Annotated in this window: 15 protein-coding genes; 4 read left to right on the top strand and 11 right to left on the bottom strand. The window is 43.4% G+C overall.

Features of this window, described 5'->3' with window-relative positions:
- On the top strand, positions 1-951 hold the full coding sequence (locus G460_RS0118330; RefSeq protein WP_026956718.1) for a glycosyltransferase family 2 protein: 951 nt from the start codon (positions 1-3) through the stop codon (positions 949-951).
- 1 nt (position 952) lies between these two features.
- On the opposite strand, the gene G460_RS0118335 is transcribed toward G460_RS0118330, so the two are convergent.
- From G460_RS0118335 to G460_RS0118355, 5 genes are read right to left on the bottom strand one after another with little or no spacing between them, the layout of a single operon-like run.
- Positions 953-2227, bottom strand: coding sequence for a M16 family metallopeptidase (locus G460_RS0118335; protein ID WP_026956719.1), 1275 nt, complete (start codon positions 2225-2227; stop codon positions 953-955).
- Complete coding sequence (gene porV, locus G460_RS0118340; RefSeq protein WP_026956720.1) at positions 2227-3441, bottom strand: type IX secretion system outer membrane channel protein PorV; 1215 nt, start codon at positions 3439-3441, stop codon at positions 2227-2229. The genes G460_RS0118335 and porV overlap by 1 nt, the downstream gene beginning before the upstream one ends.
- Positions 3438-6620: a type IX secretion system sortase PorU gene (gene porU / locus G460_RS0118345; RefSeq protein WP_051316114.1), complete on the bottom strand. Its 3183-nt coding sequence runs from the start codon at positions 6618-6620 to the stop codon at positions 3438-3440. The genes porV and porU overlap by 4 nt, the downstream gene beginning before the upstream one ends.
- A gap of 53 nt (positions 6621-6673) precedes the next feature.
- Positions 6674-7366 carry a CDP-diacylglycerol--serine O-phosphatidyltransferase gene (gene pssA, locus G460_RS0118350; RefSeq protein WP_026956722.1) on the bottom strand — a complete coding sequence of 231 codons (693 nt, stop codon included), beginning with the start codon at positions 7364-7366 and terminating at the stop codon, positions 6674-6676.
- Positions 7363-8016, bottom strand: a complete 654-nt coding sequence (locus G460_RS0118355; protein ID WP_026956723.1) for an MBL fold metallo-hydrolase — start codon at positions 8014-8016, stop codon at positions 7363-7365. The genes pssA and G460_RS0118355 overlap by 4 nt, the downstream gene beginning before the upstream one ends.
- A gap of 55 nt (positions 8017-8071) precedes the next feature.
- Between G460_RS0118355 and G460_RS0118360 the strand changes: the two genes are divergently transcribed.
- From G460_RS0118360 to G460_RS0118370, 3 genes are read left to right on the top strand one after another with little or no spacing between them, the layout of a single operon-like run.
- Positions 8072-9118 carry an NAD(P)/FAD-dependent oxidoreductase gene (locus G460_RS0118360; protein WP_026956724.1) on the top strand — a complete coding sequence of 349 codons (1047 nt, stop codon included), beginning with the start codon at positions 8072-8074 and terminating at the stop codon, positions 9116-9118.
- A gap of 18 nt (positions 9119-9136) precedes the next feature.
- Complete coding sequence (locus G460_RS0118365; RefSeq protein WP_026956725.1) at positions 9137-12430, top strand: biopolymer transporter Tol; 3294 nt, start codon at positions 9137-9139, stop codon at positions 12428-12430.
- An 11-nt stretch (positions 12431-12441) separates the two neighbouring features.
- Complete coding sequence (locus G460_RS0118370) at positions 12442-13323, top strand: YicC/YloC family endoribonuclease (RefSeq protein ID WP_026956726.1); 882 nt, start codon at positions 12442-12444, stop codon at positions 13321-13323.
- Positions 13324-13342: 19 nt separating this feature from the next.
- Here G460_RS0118370 and G460_RS0118375 read toward each other — a convergent pair whose 3' ends face one another.
- The 6 genes from G460_RS0118375 to sov form a co-directional block, all read right to left on the bottom strand.
- Positions 13343-14902, bottom strand: a complete 1560-nt coding sequence (locus G460_RS0118375; protein ID WP_035464761.1) for an N-acyl-D-amino-acid deacylase family protein — start codon at positions 14900-14902, stop codon at positions 13343-13345.
- A 97-nt stretch (positions 14903-14999) separates the two neighbouring features.
- A complete protein-coding gene (locus G460_RS0118380; protein ID WP_026956728.1) occupies positions 15000-15671 on the bottom strand; it encodes an energy transducer TonB in 672 nt (223 codons plus the stop codon).
- A 171-nt stretch (positions 15672-15842) separates the two neighbouring features.
- On the bottom strand, positions 15843-16520 hold the full coding sequence (locus G460_RS0118385) for an energy transducer TonB (RefSeq protein ID WP_026956729.1): 678 nt from the start codon (positions 16518-16520) through the stop codon (positions 15843-15845).
- A gap of 68 nt (positions 16521-16588) precedes the next feature.
- Complete coding sequence (locus G460_RS0118390; RefSeq protein WP_157366962.1) at positions 16589-16957, bottom strand: VanZ family protein; 369 nt, start codon at positions 16955-16957, stop codon at positions 16589-16591.
- Positions 16958-16963: 6 nt separating this feature from the next.
- A complete protein-coding gene (gcvH, locus tag G460_RS0118395) occupies positions 16964-17344 on the bottom strand; it encodes a glycine cleavage system protein GcvH (protein WP_026956731.1) in 381 nt (126 codons plus the stop codon).
- A gap of 58 nt (positions 17345-17402) precedes the next feature.
- The gene (gene sov / locus G460_RS0118400; RefSeq protein WP_483756952.1) at positions 17403-24464 is read right to left on the bottom strand and encodes a T9SS outer membrane translocon Sov/SprA; all 7062 of its coding nucleotides are present in this window, start codon (positions 24462-24464) and stop codon (positions 17403-17405) included.
- Positions 24465-24526: the final 62 nt, after the last annotated feature.

Here is a 24526-nt window from a genome sequence, read left to right on the forward strand (position 1 = left end):
ATGGAAAATGGGGCCAAGGTAGGGATCATTTGTATTGCCTATAATCATGGGGAATGGGTCAAGGAGACGCTGGAAAGCGTAGCCCTGCAGGAATATTATCACAAGGAATTGATCGTGATAGACAATGGCAGCGAGGATCAAACTCGAGAGCAGATAGAGGAATGGGTGGCGCAGTTTACGGGGATGTTTCCCGTTCGAACCATTTTTCTTGATCAAACACGTCCCTATTGCCAACTTTTCAATGAGAGCCTCGAGAACTTGGACGCAGATTATGTCGTGGATTTAGCTGGAGATGATGTGTTATATCCCGATCATATTCTCAAATCTGTAGCCCTGCTTTCGCAAGATCCGAATGCCGCTTTTGTATTTTCTGATGCTTATATTTTGGATAAGAATGGGTTGGTGCGCACCTTCTATGAAAGGAATGACTACGGGGAGTTGATGGAGGGAATCGAGCTGGGGATCTTGTATCAGACACTTCTGGAGCGGAGCTTGATCTGTGCTCCTACGATGGTGTTCAATGCTCAGATTCTAAAGCAGGAGGGAGGGTATGATCCTAATTTGTTTTATGAGGATTTTGATATTCAGTTGCGGCTAGCTAGGAAATATCCGGCTTTGTTTTCTGATCATGTAGGAGTGCTGAAGAGAAAATTACCGAAATCCATGTCTTCGGGACAGTATCAGAGTTATCATTCCAAAATGCTTCCGAGCACAGTGATGGTTTGTGAAAAAGCTTTTGAAATGAATGAGAATGAGCGGGAGAATTGGGCTTTGGGCAAGCGGGTACTCTATGAGCTGAAGCATGCGCTCTGGTCAGCCAATTTTGAAGTGGCAGAAAACCTCGTAGCATTGGGAAAACGGTGTAAGCTCAAGTCTCCCAAATTTGCCATTTATCAGCTGTGGGCGAAATGGAAAGTGGATTTGTCTTGGCTTTATGAGTCTCTGACGTGATTTAGCCTACAATGACTTCAATCAACTCCTGATCTTTAAAATACTTTTGACCAATCCGGAGAATATCTTCTGCAGTGAAAGTTTTGAGGAAATCTAATTTGCGCTGATAAAAGTCCAGATCCAAACCAGCATAATGCACTGCTCTAAATCTGTCCATGAGGTCAAATGTAGAGCTAAATTGAGCCAACATCTGCCCGATTTGATAGTTCCGCAAAATTTCCAACTCATCATCAGTGACCTCTTCTGAGCTGAGTTTTTCAATCTCAATTCCGATTTCCCGGATGACTTCTTGAGTGAAATCTTTTTGAACATCGGCAGCGACTACCCAATAATTGGATTCACCTATTTCCGCCAAAGTGGAATATATTCCATACGTATGTCCCTTGTCTTCTCTGATGTTTTTAATCAGTCTGGACCCAAAATAACCTCCTAGCAATGTATTGAAGACACTCAATGCAATGAAGTCGGGATGATTTTTTGGGATGGAGAGTTTTCCTAGTCTCAAACTGCTCTGAACGGCATTTTCCCGAGTGACATGCGTTTGAGCGTTGGAGGTCATTGTGGGCAAAGCCACACTTTGCGAATATCGACGGACAGGGATTTGTGCCAGGTTTTCTTTTACCAACTCCCATTCTGCAGGTGAAAAATTTCCTGTAACGAAAATTTCCGTTTCCTGCCAAAGCATATTTTTAGCATAAAACTCCAACTGCTCAGGAGTGATCTCATCGACATGCTGAAGATCTATATCTACCCCATATGGATGATGCGTGCCAAATAGGTTTTGGCGAAAAAGCTGACCTGCCAAGGAGGCTGTTTTCTCTTTTTCCAGTTGAATGCTGAGCTTACGCTGTGATTTCTTCTTTGCTAAAATATCCTCAGGAAATGTGGGTTGTAAGATGATTTCCAACAAAAGAGGAAGTACATGGAATAGTTGGATTCGAGTACTCAATAGACTCAACCCCTCATGCGAAAAAGTAGAAATAGGGGAGATTTCACTCGCGTGGAAATCCAACAAGCTGGCTATTTCATCGCTGGATTTACTTTTGGTTCCTTCCAAAAGCATCTGCAACGTGAAGGACGGCAATAAAGTCTGGGAAAGAGGTAAGGCTGTTCGTTGGCCTTTGCCGGTAATTTCGATTTTGATTGCGTCCAGATTTGGAGTAGGAATCCAAAACAGAGAGGCTCCGCTAGCTAGAGTGAATTTTTCCGGCTGTGTCAAAGAGAAATCTTCCGGAACTCTAAATTCCGGTGCATGACTACGATCCAACTTGTACATTAATTGCTTGGGATGGTGTACATCAGAGTAAACCGCAATGTCTCGGCAAGCGGATTGTTTTGTGTCTGAGGTACTAAATAGGAGAAGTCAAAACCAAGTCTGTTCAGGTCCAGTCCTACCCCCATTGTGAAATATTTCCTTCCGCCTTTATTGGCGTTTTCGTAAAAATAACCAGTTCTGACAGCGAATTTTTGATTGTAGACATACTCAGCACCGAAGGAAATCATGATCTCTTGGAGCTCCTCCGAAAAGCCGTCTGGTGCGTCAGCAAAGGAGCCGAACATGCCGGAAATTAAGGCTCTATTAGGATCCTTGCCACTTTCGATGATCAGATTGCCATCTTCATCTGTTGCCAAAGTTCCGTCTGGATTGGTCTGGTATACAGGTGGAGTAGGTACTAGGAGTTTGTTAAAGTCCAACGCAAAAGTCAATTCATTCAGTTCATTCAATTCGATGGAATAGGCTGTACCAATTCTAAAATTGGTGGGGATATAATCCAGGTCATCGGCACTGTTGTAGGTGATCTTTGGACCTATATTGGAAATGTTGACCCCCCAAGACCAAGTGCCTTCTTTAGATCCTGCCAAGATAGGTTTGCTGTAATACAATCCGACGTCTGCTCCCACACTGACACCAGGCCTGCTTTCGCTTCCTCCTACAGAAGTGATTGCGCCTGAAAGATTGGAATGGATAAATCGTGCTGAAATACCCAAGCCCAGATAGTTGGAAAGTTTTCTGGAATAGGTGCCCCCAATAGCGATATCTCTCGGGTTAAATTCTCCTAATTCATTGCCCTGCCCATCTGTCAATTGGATGTCTCCCATGTTGAAATAACGCATGTCAAAGCCAAATGCGGAGTTTTGATCAATCTTGAAAAAGCCTGTCAGATAACTTAGGGACATGTCGTTGACGAGTTTTCCCAACCAAGGAGAATAGGAAAGCGAAAATCCCATATCGTCTTCTATGAATGCAAGTTTGCCGCTATTCCAATGAGCAGAATTGGCATCTGGAGAAGTTGCTACTCCTACATCCCCCATTGCGGAGTGTCGAGAGTCGGGAGCAAAATTAAGAAATGGGACAGCAGTAGTAATGACTCTACGGTCCGGATCTTGTCCTGAGATGACGACTGAATTTTGTGCCAAGGCTGAAGATCCCACTAGGGCAACTATCCCTAGTAGAGCTCCGAAATGCTTACAGATGGCTTTTAATTTCATTCAATGAGTATTTTTCCGCTTACAGAATCCAGGGTTCCGTCTTGTTCAGATTGAAGCGTTATTTTGTAAATATAAGTTCCTTTTGCTGGATATTTGGTTTGGTCCTGTAAAAAAATCCAGCTTAAATCTTTTATGATTTTATCAGCTTCGATTAAACGATAAGAATCACTAAATAGTATTTGACCACTCGAATTTATAATTTCAAATGACAAAATAAGCATTTCATCAGGTTTATTATGAAGAATCTCAAATTGACTTTGGGTAGAGGCAGGGTTGGGATAGACTTTATGTTTTAGAATTTTTAAACTTGTGCTTCCTCTTACCTCTACTTCAAATTCGAGAATACTTCCGTTTCCTACCAAGTCATATGCTTGTACCTGGAAATAATTAATTCCTTCATTCAAGTCTGATGCCTCCAGCAATACATAGCCCTCTCTATAGGATGCATTCAGACTTCTGTACTGGCTATTCAATATACTAGTTTTACTCTCATTGACCCTGATTTGAAGGTTTTTGTTTGGCGTCAAGCCTGAAACGTCAATGCCGCTGGAATCCTTTAGGTCCAGCCGTATTTGCAAGGAAGCACTTGGGAACACCCATGGATTTTCCTCTTGTCCTTCCACAAGGACCCTGATTTCTGGTCCCGCGAAATCTTGCACTTGAGAATTGCTTTCTCCACCAATGGTTACGTGTTCTACTCCCATGGCTTCGATCTGGAGTGTTGGGCTTGTGGCAAATAGTCGAAAATTAGCTGTGTTCAAGTCCACGTCTAAACCTTGCGGAAGAATCAAAGAGCCTTCAAATTGACCGTTCGTGACTTTTGCTATTCCTTTGAAAAGTATAATCTGCTCTTCCTTGAACTCCGCAGCAGCACTTTCATCGCCTAAGGTCTTTACTGCTGTGGCCGGCCCCATTAACTCAACCTCCACTTCTCCTTGAAATTCTGAAGCAATGGCTTGGTGAAGGTTATTGATCTCTCCGAAATAGTGAATTTCTTCTAAAGGAGTGAAGTTGGTCAGGGGAGTTCCTGTCGCATCGGTGAAAGATGTGATCCTTGCTTGATATTCTGGCTGGGCAAGTTTCAAACTTGGATCTCCCAAAAGACTGAAATTTCTATTGAGGGAGCCATTTAAACTGTTGTTTTTGGTTTGTCTGAAGATACTTCCCAGATCTTCGTAAGTATCTGGCTCTTTTGCAAGGACGGCTTTTATAAATGCTTCGTTAAGGGAAAAGTTAACCGAGCTGAAAACCGGACGGCCTGTAGCCAATAATCCAATTGCGCCTTTTCCCTTGGCAATCAACAATTCTTCAGCAGCTGACCTCAAATAGGGGCTATCGTGCCTGCCAAATTCACAGGTAGCTGTGATCCAAAGTGGGAGGCTACTCATCTCTGGCCAATTGGAGATGTCTTCGATTCGAAAAATTTCCTCTACTGCCAGCGTTGACTCATTCCCATGACCGATGTAATTAAGGAATAAAGTGCCTTCCTTTAAGGTTTTTAAAAGAGCCTCTTTTGCTTGGGGTGATTGTTGGTTTTCCTGGTTGAATCTATCTAAATATTGTTTGTGTTGCTTGAATGTGCTATGAGACTCAGCCAGAAAAGCGGAAAGTTTTTCGGCATCGCGGAGATGAATGTTATTGTCGCCATCATCTGCGATCCAGGTGAGATCTCTTTTCCAGTTTCCTAGGGAAGGGCTATTTTCGTAGGCAATAATTTTATTGACTACAAGGGATGCTTCTTGGCGGTTGATTACAGGGATCCTTCCTACACCTATTTGTAAAAGTTCGTCACCTTCTCTGCTTTCAGTCCAAATACCTTGACCTGGTGAAAGCAGTCCATAGAAATCATCCGAACTGTAAGTGGTGAGAGGGTCAAGACTACTTCTACTGCTATAGGATGGGATCAGATTTGGACGGCCACCAACTTTGGATTTGTAATCGAAAGTTCCTTTTCCAAGAAGCAATACGTTTTTTAGATTTTGTCCATTTTGAAAATGCCAAGCAAGAAAATTTCTTATCGCCACGGGATCAGGATTGCCGTAGCCAAATCCATCGTAAATCTCCGTGGTAGTCACTACCTCGGCTTCTATACCCATCGTCAGTTTGTGCGTCCGAAGGGTTTCAGCTTCTGGTAAAAACTCATCAGGGCAAATGATAATCAACTCAGGAGTGGAGGGACTGCTTCTTATACCGAGATTCGCTACTTCTAAGTCTTTTATCTCCAAAGGAGAATTGGGGTCTGTGATGGCTATTTTTTTGCTGGTAATCTCGCCTCCATCGGAAGGTGACAAAGAAGAGGGCTTCCAAAAGTCGCTTACGTCCCAATACATCCATTGAATATTGGAGACTGGAAAACCAGCATCTGAATTAGGGAAGTAGATGCCTGGTTCTAGTTGATCCGAAGCAATCGGGACTCCTAAGGCCAGGTATTCAAAATATCCTTGGCCATTTGGGTCGGAGCTTTCAAAAGCCAATTCTATCGTTTCGATTGCTTTGTCTTCCGGTAAATAGGTGATAGAGAAGTTTTGCTCTATTCCTTTCACTCCATATCTACTGGATGGGATCGACGCAATTGTGGTGGAGAAAATCTCGGTTCCACTTTCTATCAATTGTACCTTTCCTTCTGTGATACTTTGCCCCATTAGGTTTCCTTTGAGTTTCCAAGGCGCATTGCTTTCGGTTCTTTGACGAAAGGGGATGGATCGAATAGTACCAGCAGCAATAGGTTTGGAATACCAAGTTCGTCCTGAGTTAAGGATGTTTTCAAGCTCAGGATTGGCGGCCGACCATTGGTAGAGCGTCGCGGGAGCTCCTGTTTCTGGTTTTAAGGTTTTAGGTGCTACTCGCTTGGGAAGCTCTTTCCTTCCGATTAGGTAACGCTGGACATCGGTATAGGGGTGATTTTGGAAGCTTGGGCATGCAGCGGAATCAGGGATGAACTTATTCGCTGGACTCAAAAAGACCCATAGGTGGCCATCCTGAATATGAGTAGGGATCTCGATTAGTTCCAAAGAGCTTTCATCCAAAAGCTGGGGGAGAGGTCCAGGGTATCCAAAAATTGCGACCTGATTGACATCAGGAAATCCTAATTGCGAAAGTTGATCAGAATGAATTCGATAGATGCCTTCCTCATGGATTGGAAATTTGTACAAATTCTCCTGAGCCAAGGCAGGTGACATCCAGCAGCATGACATGCAAAAGAGAAAAACTAGCCCTATCCAACATGAGGTTTTCATGGGGAAGTAGCAGCATTTTCTACCATGGAAAGAGCTAGGTATGCTACTATGATCAGTGGGATGCCTCCCAACCCGAAGAATGCTAACATCAAAAGAGCAAGCCCGATCAGACCATAGCGGAACCTGTTGGAAGAAAAGGAAAAAGTTTTGAATTTCAATGCGATCAACGGGATTTCACTGACCAACAAAATTGAGAAAATCCATGCCAAAACTACCATTACCCATGGGTTTTGGATCCATGAATCGATCACTTCCCATTTATCTCCCAAAAACAGCAAGGTGCTGAAAAAAAGCGCGTTGGCCGGGGTGGGAAGGCCTATAAACCGATCCGATTGTCGTGTGTCAATGTTGAATTTGGCTAAGCGGTAAGCTGAAAGCAAAGGAAGGATCAAAGTCAGATAGGGGAGCCAGATCAGCTCTGTGTTCGACTCGCATATCTTAAAGATGATAAAGCCAGGCAATACGCCAAACGATACTAAGTCAGCCAAAGAATCCAGTTGTTTACCTATTTCCCCTGCTACATTCAAGAGTCTTGCCGCGAAGCCATCTAAAAAGTCAAAGAAAGCTGACAAGAAAATAAAATAAGCTCCACTTTCTACTTTTCCCTGAAGGACAAATAGAATGCCTATCACCCCGGAGAGTAAATTCAAGAGAGTGAGGCTATTGGGGGTTTGGGATTTGATAGTCAATAGGATGCGTTTTTTCCCACAAAGGGATTATGTTCTTTTTCAAATGCTATAGTCGTCTCGGGTCCATGGCCAGGATAGACTGTGGTCTTGTCTGGAAGGGAGAATAGCTCTGATTTGATACGTGAAAGCAGTAAGTCATGGTTTCCTCCGGGTAGATCTGTTCTGCCGATGCTTCCGCGAAAAAGGGTGTCTCCGGCTATGCAAGTTTGGGTAGATTCATGGTAAAACACCACATGTCCTGGTGCATGCCCCGGTACAAAAAGTACCTGAAGTATCTCGTTACCGATTTCGATGTCGTGGCCTTCAGAGAGGTAGCCATCTGGTTCTACTGATTCAAATCCAGGAAATCCATAGGGGCCAGCTATCACTTCTGCCGAATTGAGCACAGCAACTTCTTGATCATGGATCAGAAAAGGAATTCCATAGGTTCTTTTGACCCAGGCATTGCCAAGCACATGGTCGATATGGCAATGGGTGTTCAGAAGAAGTACTGGCTGGAGGCCTTCCTGTTCAATAAAATCTACCAATTCCTGTTTTTCATATTGCTTATAGCAACCAGGGTCGATGATGGCTGCTGATCCATTGGCATCATACACTACGTAGGTGTTTTCTTGAAATGGATTGAAGGTGAAGGACTTAATTTTCAACATGGTTTTTGTCTTTCCAATTCAAACAAATTAAGGAATAAAACCTTTTATTTGAGCTATGGAAATTGATTTTTTGCTCATTGGACAGGGGCTGGCAGGGACAGCGCTCGGCTACCGACTTAAGCAAAGAGGGTATTCGATCAAGATCATGGATACTCCTGCAGACAACCAGTCCAGTAGGGTAGCTGCAGGCTTGTTTAACCCAGTGACAGGAAGAAAAATGGTGAAAACTTGGAATGCAGACTTGCTGTTTCCAGAGATCATTCCCTTTTATTCAGAGTTGGAGCAGTTGACCGAGCAGCAGTTTCTTACTATTCAGTCGATTTACCGTCCATTTCTCTCTGTGGAAGAGCAAAATGAATGGATGGGCCATAGTGCAGATGAGGCTTTTCAGCCTTATTTGAAGGCAATAGTCCAGGAAAGTCAATCGGAATATTTGCAGGATCCTTATGGAGGAGTGTATTTGAAAAATAGTGGTTGGCTAGATATCGTCAGTTTTTTGGATGCGATGAAAGGCTATTTCGGGGAAGATCTGATCTTGCGGAAATTTACTGAAGAACAGTTTCGGTTGGAAAATGGTAAATGGACAGATGGGGAAATAGTGACTGGAAACCTGATCTTTTGTTCGGGTGTCAAAGCAATGGAGACCCGTTTTTTTTCTGAGCTGCCATTTGCTCCCGTGAAAGGAGAAATTTTGGAGGTGAGGCAAGACTTCACTCCGGACTATATAGTGAACCGAGGAGTATTTCGAGTGCCACTCAGTGAGGGACTCCATCGAGTAGGGTCGACTTACACCTGGCATGATCTGGATCAAGGGCCTACCGAAAGAGCCAAAAAAGAATTGACAGAGCGGCTAGCCTCTTTGGTCAAATTGCCTGTGGAGAAATATGTGTCTCACAAAACAGGAATCAGGCCGGCAACTAAGGATAGAAAACCATTTTTGGGCAAACATCCTGATCATCCAAACGTTTACTTATTCGACGGTTTCGGAGCCAAAGGAGTTTCTTTGATCCCATACTTCAGCAAAATCATGATGCATCACCTAGTAGATCAGTCACCAATCCCGTCAGATGTGGACATCGCTAGGTATTTTGACTATATTTAGATAAAATCACCTGACAGCATGCAATTAAAGTCGACTCGTTTAGTTCTTTTTTTAGGTCTCTGGCTGTTTGCCCTTAGTGCTTATGCACAGTTTGATCAGGAGCGCTTCGGCAAAAATAGGATTCAGCACAAAGAATTCGAATGGTACTTCTTTACGTCCAATAACTTTGAAGTATACTATTACGATCGTGGAGGTGCCAACGCCAAAATGGCGATCGAATATTTGGAATCCGAGTTTCAGAGACTGACTCAAATGATAGGCTATGTAGCCTACACAAAACCCAAAATTTACATTTATAATTCTCCGGAGGAGCTATTGCAAAGCAACCTCAATCTGAATAAAGATGAGTATAGCGAGGATGGTCAGACCAATTTCAGCAGGCTGATCGCTGAGGTGTCCTACAAAGGGGAAATGGATCTTTTCAAAGAAGATCTGGTCTATGCTACCTCCAAGGTCATCATCCAAGAAATGCTTTACGGTGCTTCTGTGGCAGATGCATTTCAGTCCAACTTGATGAATGGCTTTCCGGAATGGTATGTAGATGGGATTTCACTGTATCTGGCTAAAGGTTGGAGCCGGGAAATGGATGATTATATCCGACATTATCTCAAAGAAGATGAAAACCCCAAAATACTTAAGCTGAAATCTCTGGAAGCAGCATTGGTAGGTCAGTCAGTTTGGAATTATATCGCAGAACGCTACGGGAGAAGATATATTTCCAGTATTCTCAATCTATCCAGAATCAATCGCAACGAGGAAAATAGTATTGCTAACACCGTAGGGCTGAATTATAAGACATTCACTGAGGATTGGAAAAAATACTACGTCAATGTGAATCAACAAGTCACTCAAAACTTCAGCGATATCAATCAAGAAGCGGCGATAGCTGAGACAAGTAATAAGGTGATAGGAGTGATCAATGATGTGAAGTTTAGTCCGGATGGTTTGCATCTGGCTTATGTGATCAACAACGGCGGGAAATACAAAGTCCAAATCCGAGAAATCGGCAGTGGCAACGAACGTACCATTATGCAAGGTGGTGCTGTATATGATGATCAGACTCCAAATTTCCGCACGCCCGTCATCGCCTGGAAGGATTCCGCTAATTTGGCGATAGCTTCATTTAAGAGAGGGTTTTCTACCCTGAGGTTGCGGTCTATCGATGGAAGTAATCAGGATAAAATATTTTTAAGAAATATCACGCAAATTCTGAGTTTGGATTTTAATAGCACTGGGAGAAATATGGTTCTTTCTGCTATCTCCAATGGTAAAACAGATATTTATACGTTGAATGTCCGAGGACAGGGACGTAGGCTTACCAATGATGAGTATGATGATTTGACTCCGATGTTTCTCAATGATTCTACGATCATCTATGCTTCTAATTTTGTAGAAACACCCGATTCAGTAGCAGTGGAAGAGCAGGGATTAGACAAATTTCAGGATAGCTATAACCTCTTTTTACTAGAAGATAGGGACACCATGAAGATCAGCAGGCTGACCAATTCATCCAGTAAAAATATCCGACCAAGAAAGGTCAACTCCAATAACGTGGTCTTTTTGAGTGATTTGAGTGGAATCAATAACCTGATGCGATTAAATGTCGGCAATCAGATTTCCAATCAGATCTCTGGTTATAACAAGAGCTTGGAGTCTTTTGACGTCAATTCAAGAATGAATCAGATCGCTTTTTCTGTCCGAGACGGGAAAGAGAGTTTTTTGATTTTGCAAAGCTATAGTGGAGCTGATTATTTTACTCCAAGTACACCAAGGGTGCAATTAGAACAGGCAAAGAGTCTCAATGAACGGATAGCGGCAAGAAGGCTGCTGGAAGAGACTCAGAACAGAACTGCAGCAAAAGAGCAAACACAGGAAGCTACCACCACTCAGGTCGATCCAGTTCCTTTGGATACGGTTTCTACCAAAACGACTACCTCTATAAATGTAGATAGACTGAAATTCCAGAATAAAAAGGGGATTGATACTGAGAATTATACGTTTGACTCACTCCCTCGCCCTCAGAGTAGCGGGCAGCTGGCCTCTGAGCAAGACAACAAAATCAATTTGTTGGAAACATTCAGAAAGCAAAGTCTTCAAAAAAGAGTGTCTGGCCCGAGGTTGATGGAGCCGCAATTTTTCACCAATCACATCAATACCCGATTTATTGTTGACCCATTACGAGGATTCGGAATCAGTCTTCAGGGGAAAATGACAGATTTGCTTGACAATCACTCCTTCCAAGGTGGAGTATCTACTTCATTGGATTTCAGGTCTGGGGGTGATTTGTACTTCGAATATGAATACCTCAAAAGCAGACTTGATTTCAGAGGTCGATTTGATAGGAGAACAATCCGGATTTCAGAAGGAGATATCACTTTCCAAAAATATGTCCTGACCAAAGTGGAATTGGGCGTGTCCTATCCGTTTACAGTTAATTCGCGAATTACCGTCGCCCCATTCCTCGCAAAATCTCAGTATTTCAATTTGAATTCAGATTCTTTGATCTATGGTCAGGTAGCGGAGCAAAACAGATTTGATGTCAACTATGCGGGTGCAAAAGCTGAATTTGTTTTTGATAAGACGAAGCAAATTGGGCTGTATTCCTCTACAGGGTTGAAAGGAAAAGTTGGCTTTGTGCATTATCAGGGATTAAATCACGGCGATAGAAGTTTTAGCAATTTCTATTTGGACATCCGCAATTACCAGAAGATACACAAAAACATAGTCTTGGCCTCCAAGCTCTACGCTGGATCCTTTTTTGGGAATAATCCTCAAACTTATCTCGTTGGAGGAATGGATAACTGGTTGTTCAATGAATTTTACAGACCACCTTCCAATAGACCGGAAGTCTCTCCGATACGGAACCCAACTGGGGTAGAAAATTCCAATATCCTCTTTGCAGACTTTATGGATTTGAGAGGGTATGATTATGACGAGATCCGGGGAAACAAAGTCATTACATTCACGACGGAGCTTAGGATTCCGGTGTTTTCCTATTTGACCAGAGGCAATATTACCTCCAATTTTATCCGAAACTTCCAATTGGTAGGGTTTTATGATATAGGCTCGGCATGGGATGCGTCGGCTCCTTGGGAGCGGGTCAATGATCAAAATACCGAAGTGATCAATACAGAAGGATCACCATTTACAATTGTGCTCAATAATTTCAATAATCCATGGCTGCAAAGTTACGGTGCTGGATTGCGTACGGTGCTGCTGAATTATTTTGTGAAATTCGATGTCGCCCGACCTATCCGAAATTATGAGGCAGAAGATCTGAAGTTCTATGTAACTTTGGGCTACAATTTCTAAAAACAACAAGCATGATAAAATCGATGACCGGCTTTGGGAATGCCGGATGGGAGAATGAGGAATATATGATCCATGTGGAAGTCAAATCACTCAACTCCAAATTTTTGGATTTGTCGATTCGAAGCCCAAGACAATTTTCTGACAAGGAACTGGAAATCAGAAATCTGGTGCAGTCTGTACTAGAAAGGGGAAAAGTAAGCCTTTCAATTGAGTTTTTGGCAAAAAAATCTTCAGACCTTCCCGTGGTCATCAATGAAGAGTTGTTCAAAACTTATTATTCCAAGTTTGAATCTTTGGCCAAGTCTGTCGGCAATGAGTCCGTGGAGTTGTTTAAGCTTGCTCTGCAGGCACCATCTGTCATTTCCAATACCAACGCGGAACAACGCGATACCGAGGCTGAGTGGGAAATCGTCAAAAAAGTCATCGTAGATGCAGTGGCTAACTGTGATGAATTCAGAAAGGATGAAGGAAGGGTGCTGGAGCAAAAGCTTTCGGAGAATATTGAAGCGATAGCTTCGGGACTTGCTAGTGTCAAGGCAGAAGAAGGAGCTCGGAAAGAAAAGATTCAGAAAAGAATCAAGAATCATTTTCAGGAATGGCTCGATGAAAATTCATTTGATGCCAATCGATTTGAGCAAGAGCTGATCTATTACTTTGAAAAGCTGGATATCACAGAAGAACTAGTTCGATTGGATACCCATTTGAAATACTTTGCAAAAACTCTGAAAGAGGATAGCAATCAAGGAAAAAAACTTGGTTTCATCAGCCAGGAAATCGGAAGAGAGATCAATACGATTGGTTCCAAAGCCAACGATGCAGGGATACAGCGTCATGTGATTCTGATGAAAGATGAACTTGAAAAAATCAAAGAGCAATCGATGAATGTAATTTAAAAGGGCTTTTGCCCTTTTTTTATTTCCCTTTTCTGAGCACTTTTCCAGCTCTGATATTTTTGAATTCTCCGTGTTCTACTGCCAATTCCCCATTGATGATGACAGCGTCAATTCCCACAGGATATTGATGCGGGTCTGTGAAAGTGGCTTGGTCTCTTATCGTGGCCGGGTCAAAAATGGTAATATCAGCGAATGCTCCTTCCTTCAGTATTCCTCGATCCGTAATCCCAAGCCTTTTGGCAGGTAGACCGGTCATTTTGTAGATGGCAGTTGATAGCTCTAATACCCCCAATTCCCTGACATAATATCCCAATACTCTTGGGAAAGTGCCATACGCTCTTGGGTGTGGGTGTCCCAATCCTGGCTGCGATAGACGGCCATCAGAACCTATCATTGTCATGGGGTGCTGCATGATTTTTTTAACATCTTCAGCATCGATGGCGTGATAGATTGTTCCTGTTCCGCCATTCAGTTGGGCTTGAATCACAAGTTCAGCTCCATTTTCTACGGTAGGTTCGAAGCCTTCTAGAATAGCCCAATCGTGGAGGGTTTTACCTTCAAGTTCTTTTCTCCAAGCGACTCTGGAGAATTGGATTCTTCTCAAATCTTCACCGCCACGATCATTGAGTATGTTGAAAATAATGGCTGCTTTGATGCTGTCTTTTAGAATAGGATCACTGACTCGCTGCTCAAATTCTGTCCCTTCCAATGCCCAGCTAGGTATCAAGACACTGATTCCAGTGTGGCTGGCTGTATATGGGTACTGATCCATCATGATGTCCAATCCTTTATTCCTTGCGGAGTCCACCAGAGCCAATGTTTGATTACTCGCCCCCCACATTTTGACGCCCATTGCTTTGTGGTGAGTTAAAACTACCGGGATGTCGGCTTCTTTGGAGATTAGAATTGCTTCTTTGACAGCATCGAGGAGGCCGAGACCTTCTTCACGGAGATGAGATGTGTAGATACCGCCTGATTTAGTCGCCATTTGAGAGAGCGTCACTATTTCATCTCTTTTGGCAAAAGTGCCCGGAAGGTATTTCAATCCTGTTGATATGCCAAAAGCTCCAGCAGCCATTGCTTCTTCTACATAGGTTTTCATGAGATCCATTTCTTCCTCAGAAGGCTGTCGATCTTCATTTCCCATCACTTCCCTGCGAATGGTGTTATGCCCAACTAGATAAGCCACGTTTGGGCCGGTTCCGAGATTTTCCAAGGTATCTAAGAATTTCTCGAATGGCCAAGGACTGCCTCCATCTGGCCCTCCAAGTGCTAATGTAGCCCCTTGTCTAACCAAGCTTTCTGCTTCTGGCATTTCCAAAATGGGTTCGAGATGGGTATGCATGTCGATGAATCCTGGACTTACCGCCTTGCCTTTGGCGTCGAAAGTCTTGGCGGCTTTAGCGTGCTTTAACGAGCCTATCTTGACTATTCGGTCACCTATAATTCCGATGTCAGTTAGCCGTGCTTCTGATCCTGTCCCATCATAAACCTGGCCATTGAGGATAAGTATATCGTATGAATCATTGGTGCATGAAATCAAGCAACTGAATATTAAAAAAGCTAAGATTTTTTTCATGAGATGTATGTTGAGAGTTTTAAAAATACAGCTTTGACAGCGAAGTGTTTCTCTCATTGCATATTCTTATAATTAAAAAGGGGCCGAAGCCCCCTAGTTAATTGAGTTTGAACTTGATCGGCATGGCCATTCGGGATCTCACGGGTAGACCTCCCATTTTGCCGGGGTTCCAGTTAGGCGAGTTTTCGATCACTTGTATTGCCTCCTCATCACATCCTCCTCCTATGGATCTCATGACTTGGACATCTTGGACAGATCCATCCTTATTGATCACGAACCTGACAATGACTGTACCTTCTATTCCTATTCTTCTAGCGGTGGTGGGATAGTGGAGATTTTTTCGGAGGTATTCATACCAGGCATCCATTCCGCCTTTGAAAGAGGCCTGTACTTCGGTGAAATCCACAATTTCATCTGCTATTTCTACCTTAGGAGGGACTTCATCTAGAATTACATCTGGGATTGCTGTTTTTTCGTCTGTATTGATATCGATCTGAAGGTCTAGATCATCAATTTGAATATCATCCGGTTTGGCGATGATGACTGGAGCGACTTGTGGAGGTGGTGTAGGAGGAGCTTGGATAGATATGGGGATGTCAAGGTCATCCCAATTTTCCTGATTACTGTGAATTTGTTTTAATGGTCCATCTGGATAGCTTTTCCATTCGAAAGCCAAAAGTGAAAATCCAATACTTGTCGCAAGTCCCAAATGAAGTAATGTTCCAGACCATTTTCTCAGATCAGCTGTGGGGTATTTTTTTGTTTCCATGGTATTTGTGGATTAGGTTTAAAATTAATACCATAGAAATTACCAAGTAATGTTCTGAAAATCTGTTAATTAACGGATGTTAACTATGTTAAAATTACTTACTGAATTGGTGGGGAGGAATAAAAAAAGCCCTGATGTAAATCAGGGCTTTCTATTTATGCTAGGTGTAAATTAGCTCAATTTGAATCGGATTGGAAGTCTCATACGAGTACGTACTGGACGACCTCTTTGCTTACCAGGAGTCCAGTTAGGTGCTTCTTGAACAACCTTCACTGCTTCCTCATCGCAACCTCCGCCAATACCTCTCAGTACTTCTACATCTTGGATAGATCCGTCAGTGTTGATGACGAAAACCACGATTACTGTACCTTCGATACCCATACGTCTTGCTTGAGTAGGGTATTTCAAGTTTTTGGAAAGGTATTGATTCCATCCTGACATACCACCCGGTGGTTCAGGTTGATTTTCTACCACGTCAAAGATTTGATCAGCTTTCTCCTCTACAGGAGCTTCAGCGATCACTACTTCTTTGATCACAGTCTCTTCTTTGACATCGACGTCAAAGTTTACTTCGATTTTTTCTTCGATTTCTACTTCATCAGGGATTTCCTGAATGATAGGCTGCTCTACCGGCGGCGGTGGTGGCGGTGGCGGTTGTTCGGTAATAGGAATATCGAGCAGCTCTTCAAAGTTGTCATCTGTCATGCCTAGATCCTTGAGGGCTCCGTCATCAAATGACTTCCATTCGAAGGCAGCAAGAGTAACACCTACAGCCACTGCCAAACCCAAGTTCAGGAACATTCCTGTCTTTTTGGTTAGATCAGCACTAGGAGTCTTTTTTGCTTCCATGGCGAATTTGGTTTATACAGGTTAACTTATTTCTTATTCAGTCTAACAATTGTAAGGATAATGACGCATTAATGCAAGCGCAAAGGGATGGTTGGAGTCTTAAAATATGCTAATATTCCTACTAAAACGCCTAGTTGATTGACTATCAGGTCATAGATGTCAAAGGAGCGATTGGGGATGTAAAGCTGAGCAAATTCAAATCCTACTGAGGGTATCCCGATAAAGAGGATACTGAGGATTAAATTTTTGAGAGTCCAAGGTTCTAGTTTGCTTTTACGTCCCACACCTATCCATAAGTAGGAGAGTTGTGAGAAGCAAAGCAAATGAATCACTTTGTCTTGAAAGTCAAATGCATCGATTTCCGGAAAGCGATCTCCTGGTGTCAGCATGGCAAAAGCCAGTACAATCATCCAGGAAATACTCAACGCAAGTCTCAATCCTTCTTAGTCTTTTCCGACTAGCTCTGCATACGCATCACTACTCAATAGATCACTAGGAAGATCTCCTTCGATTTTCACTTTGACCATCCATCCATCTTCATAAGGAGACTCATTGACTAGTTCAGGAGAGCCCTCCAATTCTTCATTGAACTCAAGAATTTCACCTGTAAGTGGCATAAAAAGGTCAGAAACGGTTTTTACAGCCTCAACTGTTCCGAAAACCTCTCCTGTTTCGATAGTCTCTCCCACGGTCTCTACTTCTACATAGACGATATCACCCAATTCAGCTTGCGCAAATTCAGTGATGCCGATAGTCGCTACGTCGCCTTCGATTTTTACCCACTCGTGATCTTTGGTGTACTTTAATTCCTGTGGAAAATTCATAGTTACTGTTATTTTAAAAGGAAGCCCAAAAATAAGATGATTCCTAGCTATAAAAAATCTATTGAGATAAATTAAATCTGAGTTGCCCTCCAAAAGAAGTCGAGGCTCGCTTGTAGGAGGTCGTCACTCTCGGGTCATTGATCGTTCGGTCAAAATACAAGGTCAAATTGAGGTTTTGATTGATCACATATCCGACTGTAGGACGGAATTGTAAATTGAGATTGCCATTGGTGATTGTGCTACCTTCTTCGATTTTGCGTTGTACTTGTCGCGTGTCGGTCACTTTCATATCGATTCGGAAAGTGACGTCATTTTTCAGGATTGTTTCTCTCCCTTGGATTTTGAATGGGATTTTCATCCCAGATTTGATGTAGCCGATATTGACACCAAAATCATTGCTACGCTGCTCAGTGACTTGAGAGTTGGAAAAGTTGAGACCCAAGTTTCGCTCTTTGTTGTACACTACTGCGATGTTTAGTCGGTCTTTAGTCAACAAATCGACACCGATAAGCGGTGAAAATCGCTCTGATAGTACTACTTGATTCAGTACAAAAATCGGAATGAATTGTCCATCGTCATTGATTTCGGTAGGTAGCCTCGTCTCTTGAAGTGTGTTGTAAAGTTCCAATCCTTCTTGGTACTGCAGTGAATTGGAGAAGTTACTCACATTGTAATTGGACGTATAGCCATGCTTGATATTGATATTGGTGAAAATATCGCTCAGCCCTTTTAGTCTAGAAAGCCCCGTGTAATTGACGGTCCAATTGGGAAGAGGTGTTTTGGGGAATGGATTTAGGTTAAATGAATTGGCATCTTTTCCCTTGTAGGCAGCCAAGAAAGAAGGGATCAGTACATCCTGACCATTGAGGCTATATTCACCTGCGTTGCTATTTTGAGCATCTAATCTACTCTTGATAATTGCCCGGTTGTTTTCGAAGTCTTGAAATAGCGGTGAGTTATTATCACTGTCATCTTTTGCAAAGCTAGTTCCAAGCATGATCGTCGAGATCGAATATGCACTCATCAGTCGCGTGGGACTCACCGAGACATAGTCACCGGGATCGTCTGCCGAATTCCTGAAAATCTCATTGTATTCGCCGACTTCCCGTTTTTCGGCATTGAGTGTGATCGTGAAATCCTGCACTGGCCTTACCACTGCCCCAAATCGCATATTGACGGCTTTGTTTTGCCGGAATGTTTGTGTCAGCTCGGAGCTTGGGGCCATCAGCCCCTGCATGGCCAGTTCATTTCTGATGGCTGGATTTTGACTGCCAAAGACAAAGGCCCAACCGGGATTGTTAAATGCTCGATCCATTCCCAATAATCCGGAATTAGGTAAATAGCCCGGTAAGAATGTGCCTTCTATCACGCCATAATTAAAGGTGACCTCCTTCACCATCATCAGCATTTTCAAGAGCTTATTGGTAAAAGGCGTACCAATAGTATCTTCCGCTGCGACCGAGTTCCTACCTGGAATACTCGGACGTTTGGGAGCATTCAGCGCTTCCAGTTTTTTGTTTTTATTATACAATCTGACTAGGTCAAATTTGCCAGTCAACGTCTGTTCTCGGGTATTTTGAATCGTATTACCCAAGGTGTCCTTTTGGCCAATGGCGCCAGTCAGCCAAGTATAAGTCGTGTTGTAGCGATAATCTGACCTGATCCAGTTGAGCGCCGGCACTTTGTCAAATGGTATAGTGTAATTCAGATTGACGGCGTGATTGTAATTGGTTCTCCTTCCAAAATTCCAGAAGTTGGTGCGTACAGAATCTATTTTTTCCTCAGTATCCAGATCCCCTTCAGGCTCATCGATCACAGCCATGACCGTGCCGGTGTAGTCAACTCGCAGGTTCTTTGTCAAATCCCAATTCAACGTATAGAATCGATTCATAAAGAATGACTTCTGGAATAATGGATCAACACCAGTGGTACTGAGTTGGTCATTTCTATACTGGGATCTTAAAAATCTCCGATCTATATCTACCCGTGCCAAAACAAGTGTAGGTGAAAGATTGAGGTTAAAGTCTTTGATCAATTGCAAATACGGTGAATTCAGCCATTCTGAATTTTTGAAAGGCTCGAAACTCATCGGTTTAGGCTGAAAACTGTAAGTAATATTTCCCTTGTTGGTTTTGTAGGAATATTCCTGAATCTGAGCGTTGGTTTGGGTAACCGTCCCCATAGCGTAGGAGAAGGATAAATTGCTGAAATCATAGAACCGAGAAGGCGCTTCTGGATTGGATTTTAGCTTTCGGACATTATTGAAACTGACATTTTTGCGGTTTAATTGATCCAGTGCGATTTCCCTGTAAGCGTCTCTTTCTGCGTCAGTTTCAAATTTGGCCAGCGCCAGTTCAAAAGGTACATCCGGATTGAGAGGGTCATATTCAGGCTTGGTGGTGGAGTTTTCCACACTGAAGTACATAGGAATACTTACTCCCAGCTGCTCGGGAAGAAGTTTGTCAATATTGAGGTTCGTAGAGATGTCATACTGAGTGGTGGCATTTCGAGATCTCTCTGAGAGTCGAGTTTCCAGTCCCCCAAATCCGATCGAGCTATGCCGCACTGAAGCTGATACAACACCCAAATCTGCTATTTTAGCATTGAGATAGGCATTAGCTGCCCATCCATTTGATTTGGTAAAGCCGGTTACCCGGAGTTCATTTGCCCAGATGCAGACACTGCGGCTGCCACCCAATCCACCACCTGGATTTCTGACACCGATCATACTTCCCTGAGATTGGTTTAGCTCAGGTCTCCCTATGACTGTGACTGTGTAGATTCCGACTTCTTTAGAGTAGGGGAGGTTTTGGGGTACTCCCATGTTGTCCCGTTCTATTTTCACATCGACAATGTCCTGAATAGCGATGTCTATTTCATTTTCCAAAGGCCAGATTTGTCTGGGGTCATTGGTGCCATTAGGAGTGATGAGTAGCGGGACTTCAATTTCGTAGTAATTGTCTGTGTAGTCCGTACCCAATCTCAAAAATGCAGTCAACTCTCCATCCTGGGCATTTTCACTTTCTGCATGGAAAAACATCTTGATTCGCTCAAACTGAACTAGATCTAGGGTGACGTTTTTAAACACCGCTCTTGCATCCCGATCAGCAAGGTCTTCGACACAGATTCTCAATGATTGCTCGTTGAGCCTTCGCTCTACCGTGGAGGTATTGTCTCTATCTCGGGTGATTCCAGGAGGCAATACGTAGGGGCTCTCCGTAGCACTTCCCTGCGAATTTTCTTCTATACTGACTACATCGACAGTCACATTGGAAATATCAGGCTCTGGGATTTCAAAGAATCCTCTTTCATACAGAGACTCCTGAAATACTCGCCACTGACTACCCACCATCCGGAAATTGGCCATCCTCAAAACAACCGGCTGGCTGAAATCTGTCAAGTATGTTCTGATCCACCGAATTGATTTGAAGCCGGTGATATCACCTTGTGTACGGTCGGGTTGTCGGACAGGAATCCTGAATAGATACCAATTCACTTCCTCGCCGTTTTCGTTGTGCGTGACCTGATCGACGATGTAGTTTTGACCCACCACAAGATTATCGGGCTTTAAGTCGATCTCATACTCATAGTAGTTTTCGAGCTCGTTGATTGTGTTATCTGTATTAAGGTCTTCATTGTCAGGGTTATTTGATCCGGACGGAGTATAAGGGAGGTTTTCATTGGCAGTGACTGGCGAATTGCCTTCCATCCCGTTATATTTTTTGTATCGCTCTAGGATTTTGATGTCTTGCTGATCGAAGTTTTCATCGAGATAATATTGAAACAAATCACCCGAAACATCTTGTCTGATGGTGGAAAGGGCTTGCTGGGATACATTTAATCTATCCAAAAACCGGGATTGGAAAAACTCTGCCTCATCTTCATTTTTCAGTCCATCCAAGCCTACATCCTGATTTTGTCTCGAAGTTTCAGAATTGTCAAAAGCTGGTAAAAGGAACTGCTCTCGGGTGATTCTTCCCCATTCATTAGCTCTGGTTTCTGAAGGATCTCCGTCTGTTGGCAATCCATTTTCAAAAGCATGGCTACCATCTTTCATTACATCCTCAGAAATGTCTCCCAAGTTGAAATATAACTTTCCTCCTGTAGTGTTGTTGGTGTTGAAAACCCCGTCCAGTACCCGGCCATTTTCCCCTTCAATAAAAGGATCCAACAGCCAGAATTCTAGATATTCAATATTGGTTCGGTCAAAATCTACTTCCGTAGTGATCGCTCTGGTGATCCCCCCAAAGTTTTGTCTTGGCTCAGGGAGAAGTCCGTTTTGAGTGAGGTTGGGGTTGTAGTTGTACATCCCTCTTTCACTTGGGAAGTAGGCAAGTTCAAACAAAGGCTCAGGCGTAATGATAACTTCTCGGTCCTGCTGAGGGAAAATCTCCTGAGGTACGACTCTTCTCACATAGTGATTTCTTCGATCTTCCCGGGTAATATTGGTAGGTACTCCCACACCACTCTCCCTATAAAAGATATTGTCAATATTGTACCAAGCCAGTCGAGCTCTCCGATAGGCAGCGCCTAAGTTGTCCTCCGTCTGCATGCTCAGATCAAAACGATTGTCAGGTGTGGCAGGCGTTGATGAAAGTTTCCAGTTTTGGTTGGCTGCACCACCAAGATTGAAAGGAGTGATGGCAGCTTCAAAGTCATCAATGTAAGAAGCTGCTTCTCCATTGACTGTATTGGAGGTGCCTGGGATTAAGTGGGCAAATTCAGCATTGACCTGCACCATAGAGGTCTCTTTGGTGTCTGTAAATGGCAATGCGTCCGCTAGTTTGGTGAGCCATCTGGATTCGTCGGCATAGTTGGCATCCAGTCCCCAAAGACTATTTCTCAGGGTTTCACTTCCTGTGGCAATTCGTGTCACATTGGGGCGCTCATTGAGATAAAGGAATGTACCTCCTAGATTAAACTTGTCATTAAAGAGGTAGTCCAGACGTGTCCCCAGCAAACTTCTGGTTTGAAATGAGACCAAATCCGCTTTTTCAAAACTGATATTGAGCTGTTTTCCTGATTGCAAAATGGCATCATTGATGATCACCAGTCGACCTACATTGTAGTCAATGGTGAAATCAACTCCTTCGGTCAGAGGAATATTGCCAGCCATGACGATGACCGAGCCCGGAGAAATATTCAATCCAGGAAGCTGGATTTCGCTAGCCGATCCAGCAGTCAATCGGCCTTTTATAAAATATTTATTAAGGCGAGTGACTAATTTGGCATCCGCCTGAGTCGTGCCGTAGAGTGTGTCATAGACGTATTTTTCCCGAAGGACACTTTCTGTAGGGAGAAACTTTGAGTCAAGATTAGATCCAAACGGTTCCAATACGGGGAAGACAAGTAGCCCTCTATTTGAAATCATCGTGAGCCCCTCGACGAAGTCAAAATTCCCATCTGGAGCGGGGTCATTTTGAGGGTTGAGATTGTCCAGTCCTGTCAATCTAATCAGCGGAATGTCTTTTACATTTTGACCTTCCAAGAGGGAAGGATTGTCCAGACCTGTGCGGTCATCCCGATAGATCAGCTGCAACTGGAAGCCGTCCCGCATTACCTGACTTGCATTGAGACTGTAGACGTTTTTCATCATCAGATCCCAAGTAGGTACTTGCGTGCTGATCCTAGCTGGACGCAATAGCTTCAAAAATATCAATTCATCTTCTTGTCGACTTTGGTAATCCTCTGTGAGTTCCCCGACTTTATACACCTGTCCGTTGTAGGTATATTCATAGGAGACTGCGAGGACTTCGTCATTTTGCAGTCTGCGGAAAAGGGATAAATACCCGAGTTGCGCATTGAAAAAGTATTCTGTGGATTCAAGCTTTCGAGCGCCGTTGATCTGCTCAAAATCCACCCCTTTGCGGAGCCCCAAAGCGGATTCAATAGCTCTTGATCCTGTGTCAAAGGGTCTAAACGAAGGGTTGTTGGCAATATTGGAATATAGGTTATTTGCTCCATTTCCGGCAGGTGCATTGGGGTCTCCAGGTCCGATGTTAGGGTTGGTCGGATTGAGTAATACTCTTCCTTCACCCATATCCATGAAAGCCGCAAAGTTTCGCAAAGTTTCAGTATTGGCGGCGCGGTTCATGATGTAGACTTCTATTCTGGTTACATTGACTCCGGATAATACTTGGGGAAGTCCCCTCAACCACCTTTCGTAATTGTCCCTAAAGAAATGGGACAGAAAGAAGTGCCTGTTTTCATCATAGTCCGATGCTTGGATTTCAAAACTTCTGCCCTGACCATTGGCATCGATGACCAAATTATCCCTTCTCCCGCGCTGCGTAGATGCCACTGCAGTCACATTTAATTTCCCGAACTGTAACTGGGTTTTGAGACCAAATAGATTTTGTGCCCCTTGAATCAGACTATTCTGAACGGGCATAGATACATTTCCTATTTCGATGGACTGAATGATGTCTTCCTCAAATCCATCGTATTCCAATTTGAGTTGGTTCTGAAAATCAAAGGAGTTGTTGGAGTCGAAATTTGCAGCAATTTTCATTTTTTCTCCCAGTGATCCATTGACGGCCATTTGGATCTGCTGGTCAAAATTGAACCCTCCGTTTCGTTGCTGACGAATCGGCAGAGTAGGATTATCTATCCTCCTGAAAATCGCTCCGAAATCTAAATTCACATAGCCGGTCGGGGTGATATTGATGTCACTCCCACCAAAAATCCTGTCAAAGCTCGGGCTGACTGTCAGGGGAGGGATGAGTCCACGGCCTTCTACAGCGCTTTCTCCATCTGAGCCTCGGGACCTATTTCTCCAATATTCCTGACGGACTTTATATTCCTGAATTTTCGAAAATTGCTCAAAGTCATACTCTTGTTCATTGCCGTATCGAGTTGTGTCGATTTCATCGACGATATTGTAGCGGAGCGTTGAGTCTACTTTGACTTGAACTTCTTGCCTTAAAATAGGATTGGGTAGAAATGGGGAACTGGGCTGTAAAAATGGGTTGCGATAAGGGAAAAGAGGATTAGTTCTCATATTCTGCCAAAGCAGAAATGAGGGAGCCATTCTCCGGGCATTGAGGGAGTCTATTCGGGCTTGGCTGGTGGTGTCGTTGGCTGTTTGTTGGGCCTGAGATGACAAAGTGCTCAGAAACAATGCAAACAGGATGAAGCAAACAGGCCAATAGCCTCTAGACCTTCCCCTGCAAAAAGTCAGTA

It is taken from the genome of Algoriphagus vanfongensis DSM 17529 (assembly GCF_000429465.1).
In the GTDB taxonomy this organism is placed as follows: domain Bacteria; phylum Bacteroidota; class Bacteroidia; order Cytophagales; family Cyclobacteriaceae; genus Algoriphagus; species Algoriphagus vanfongensis.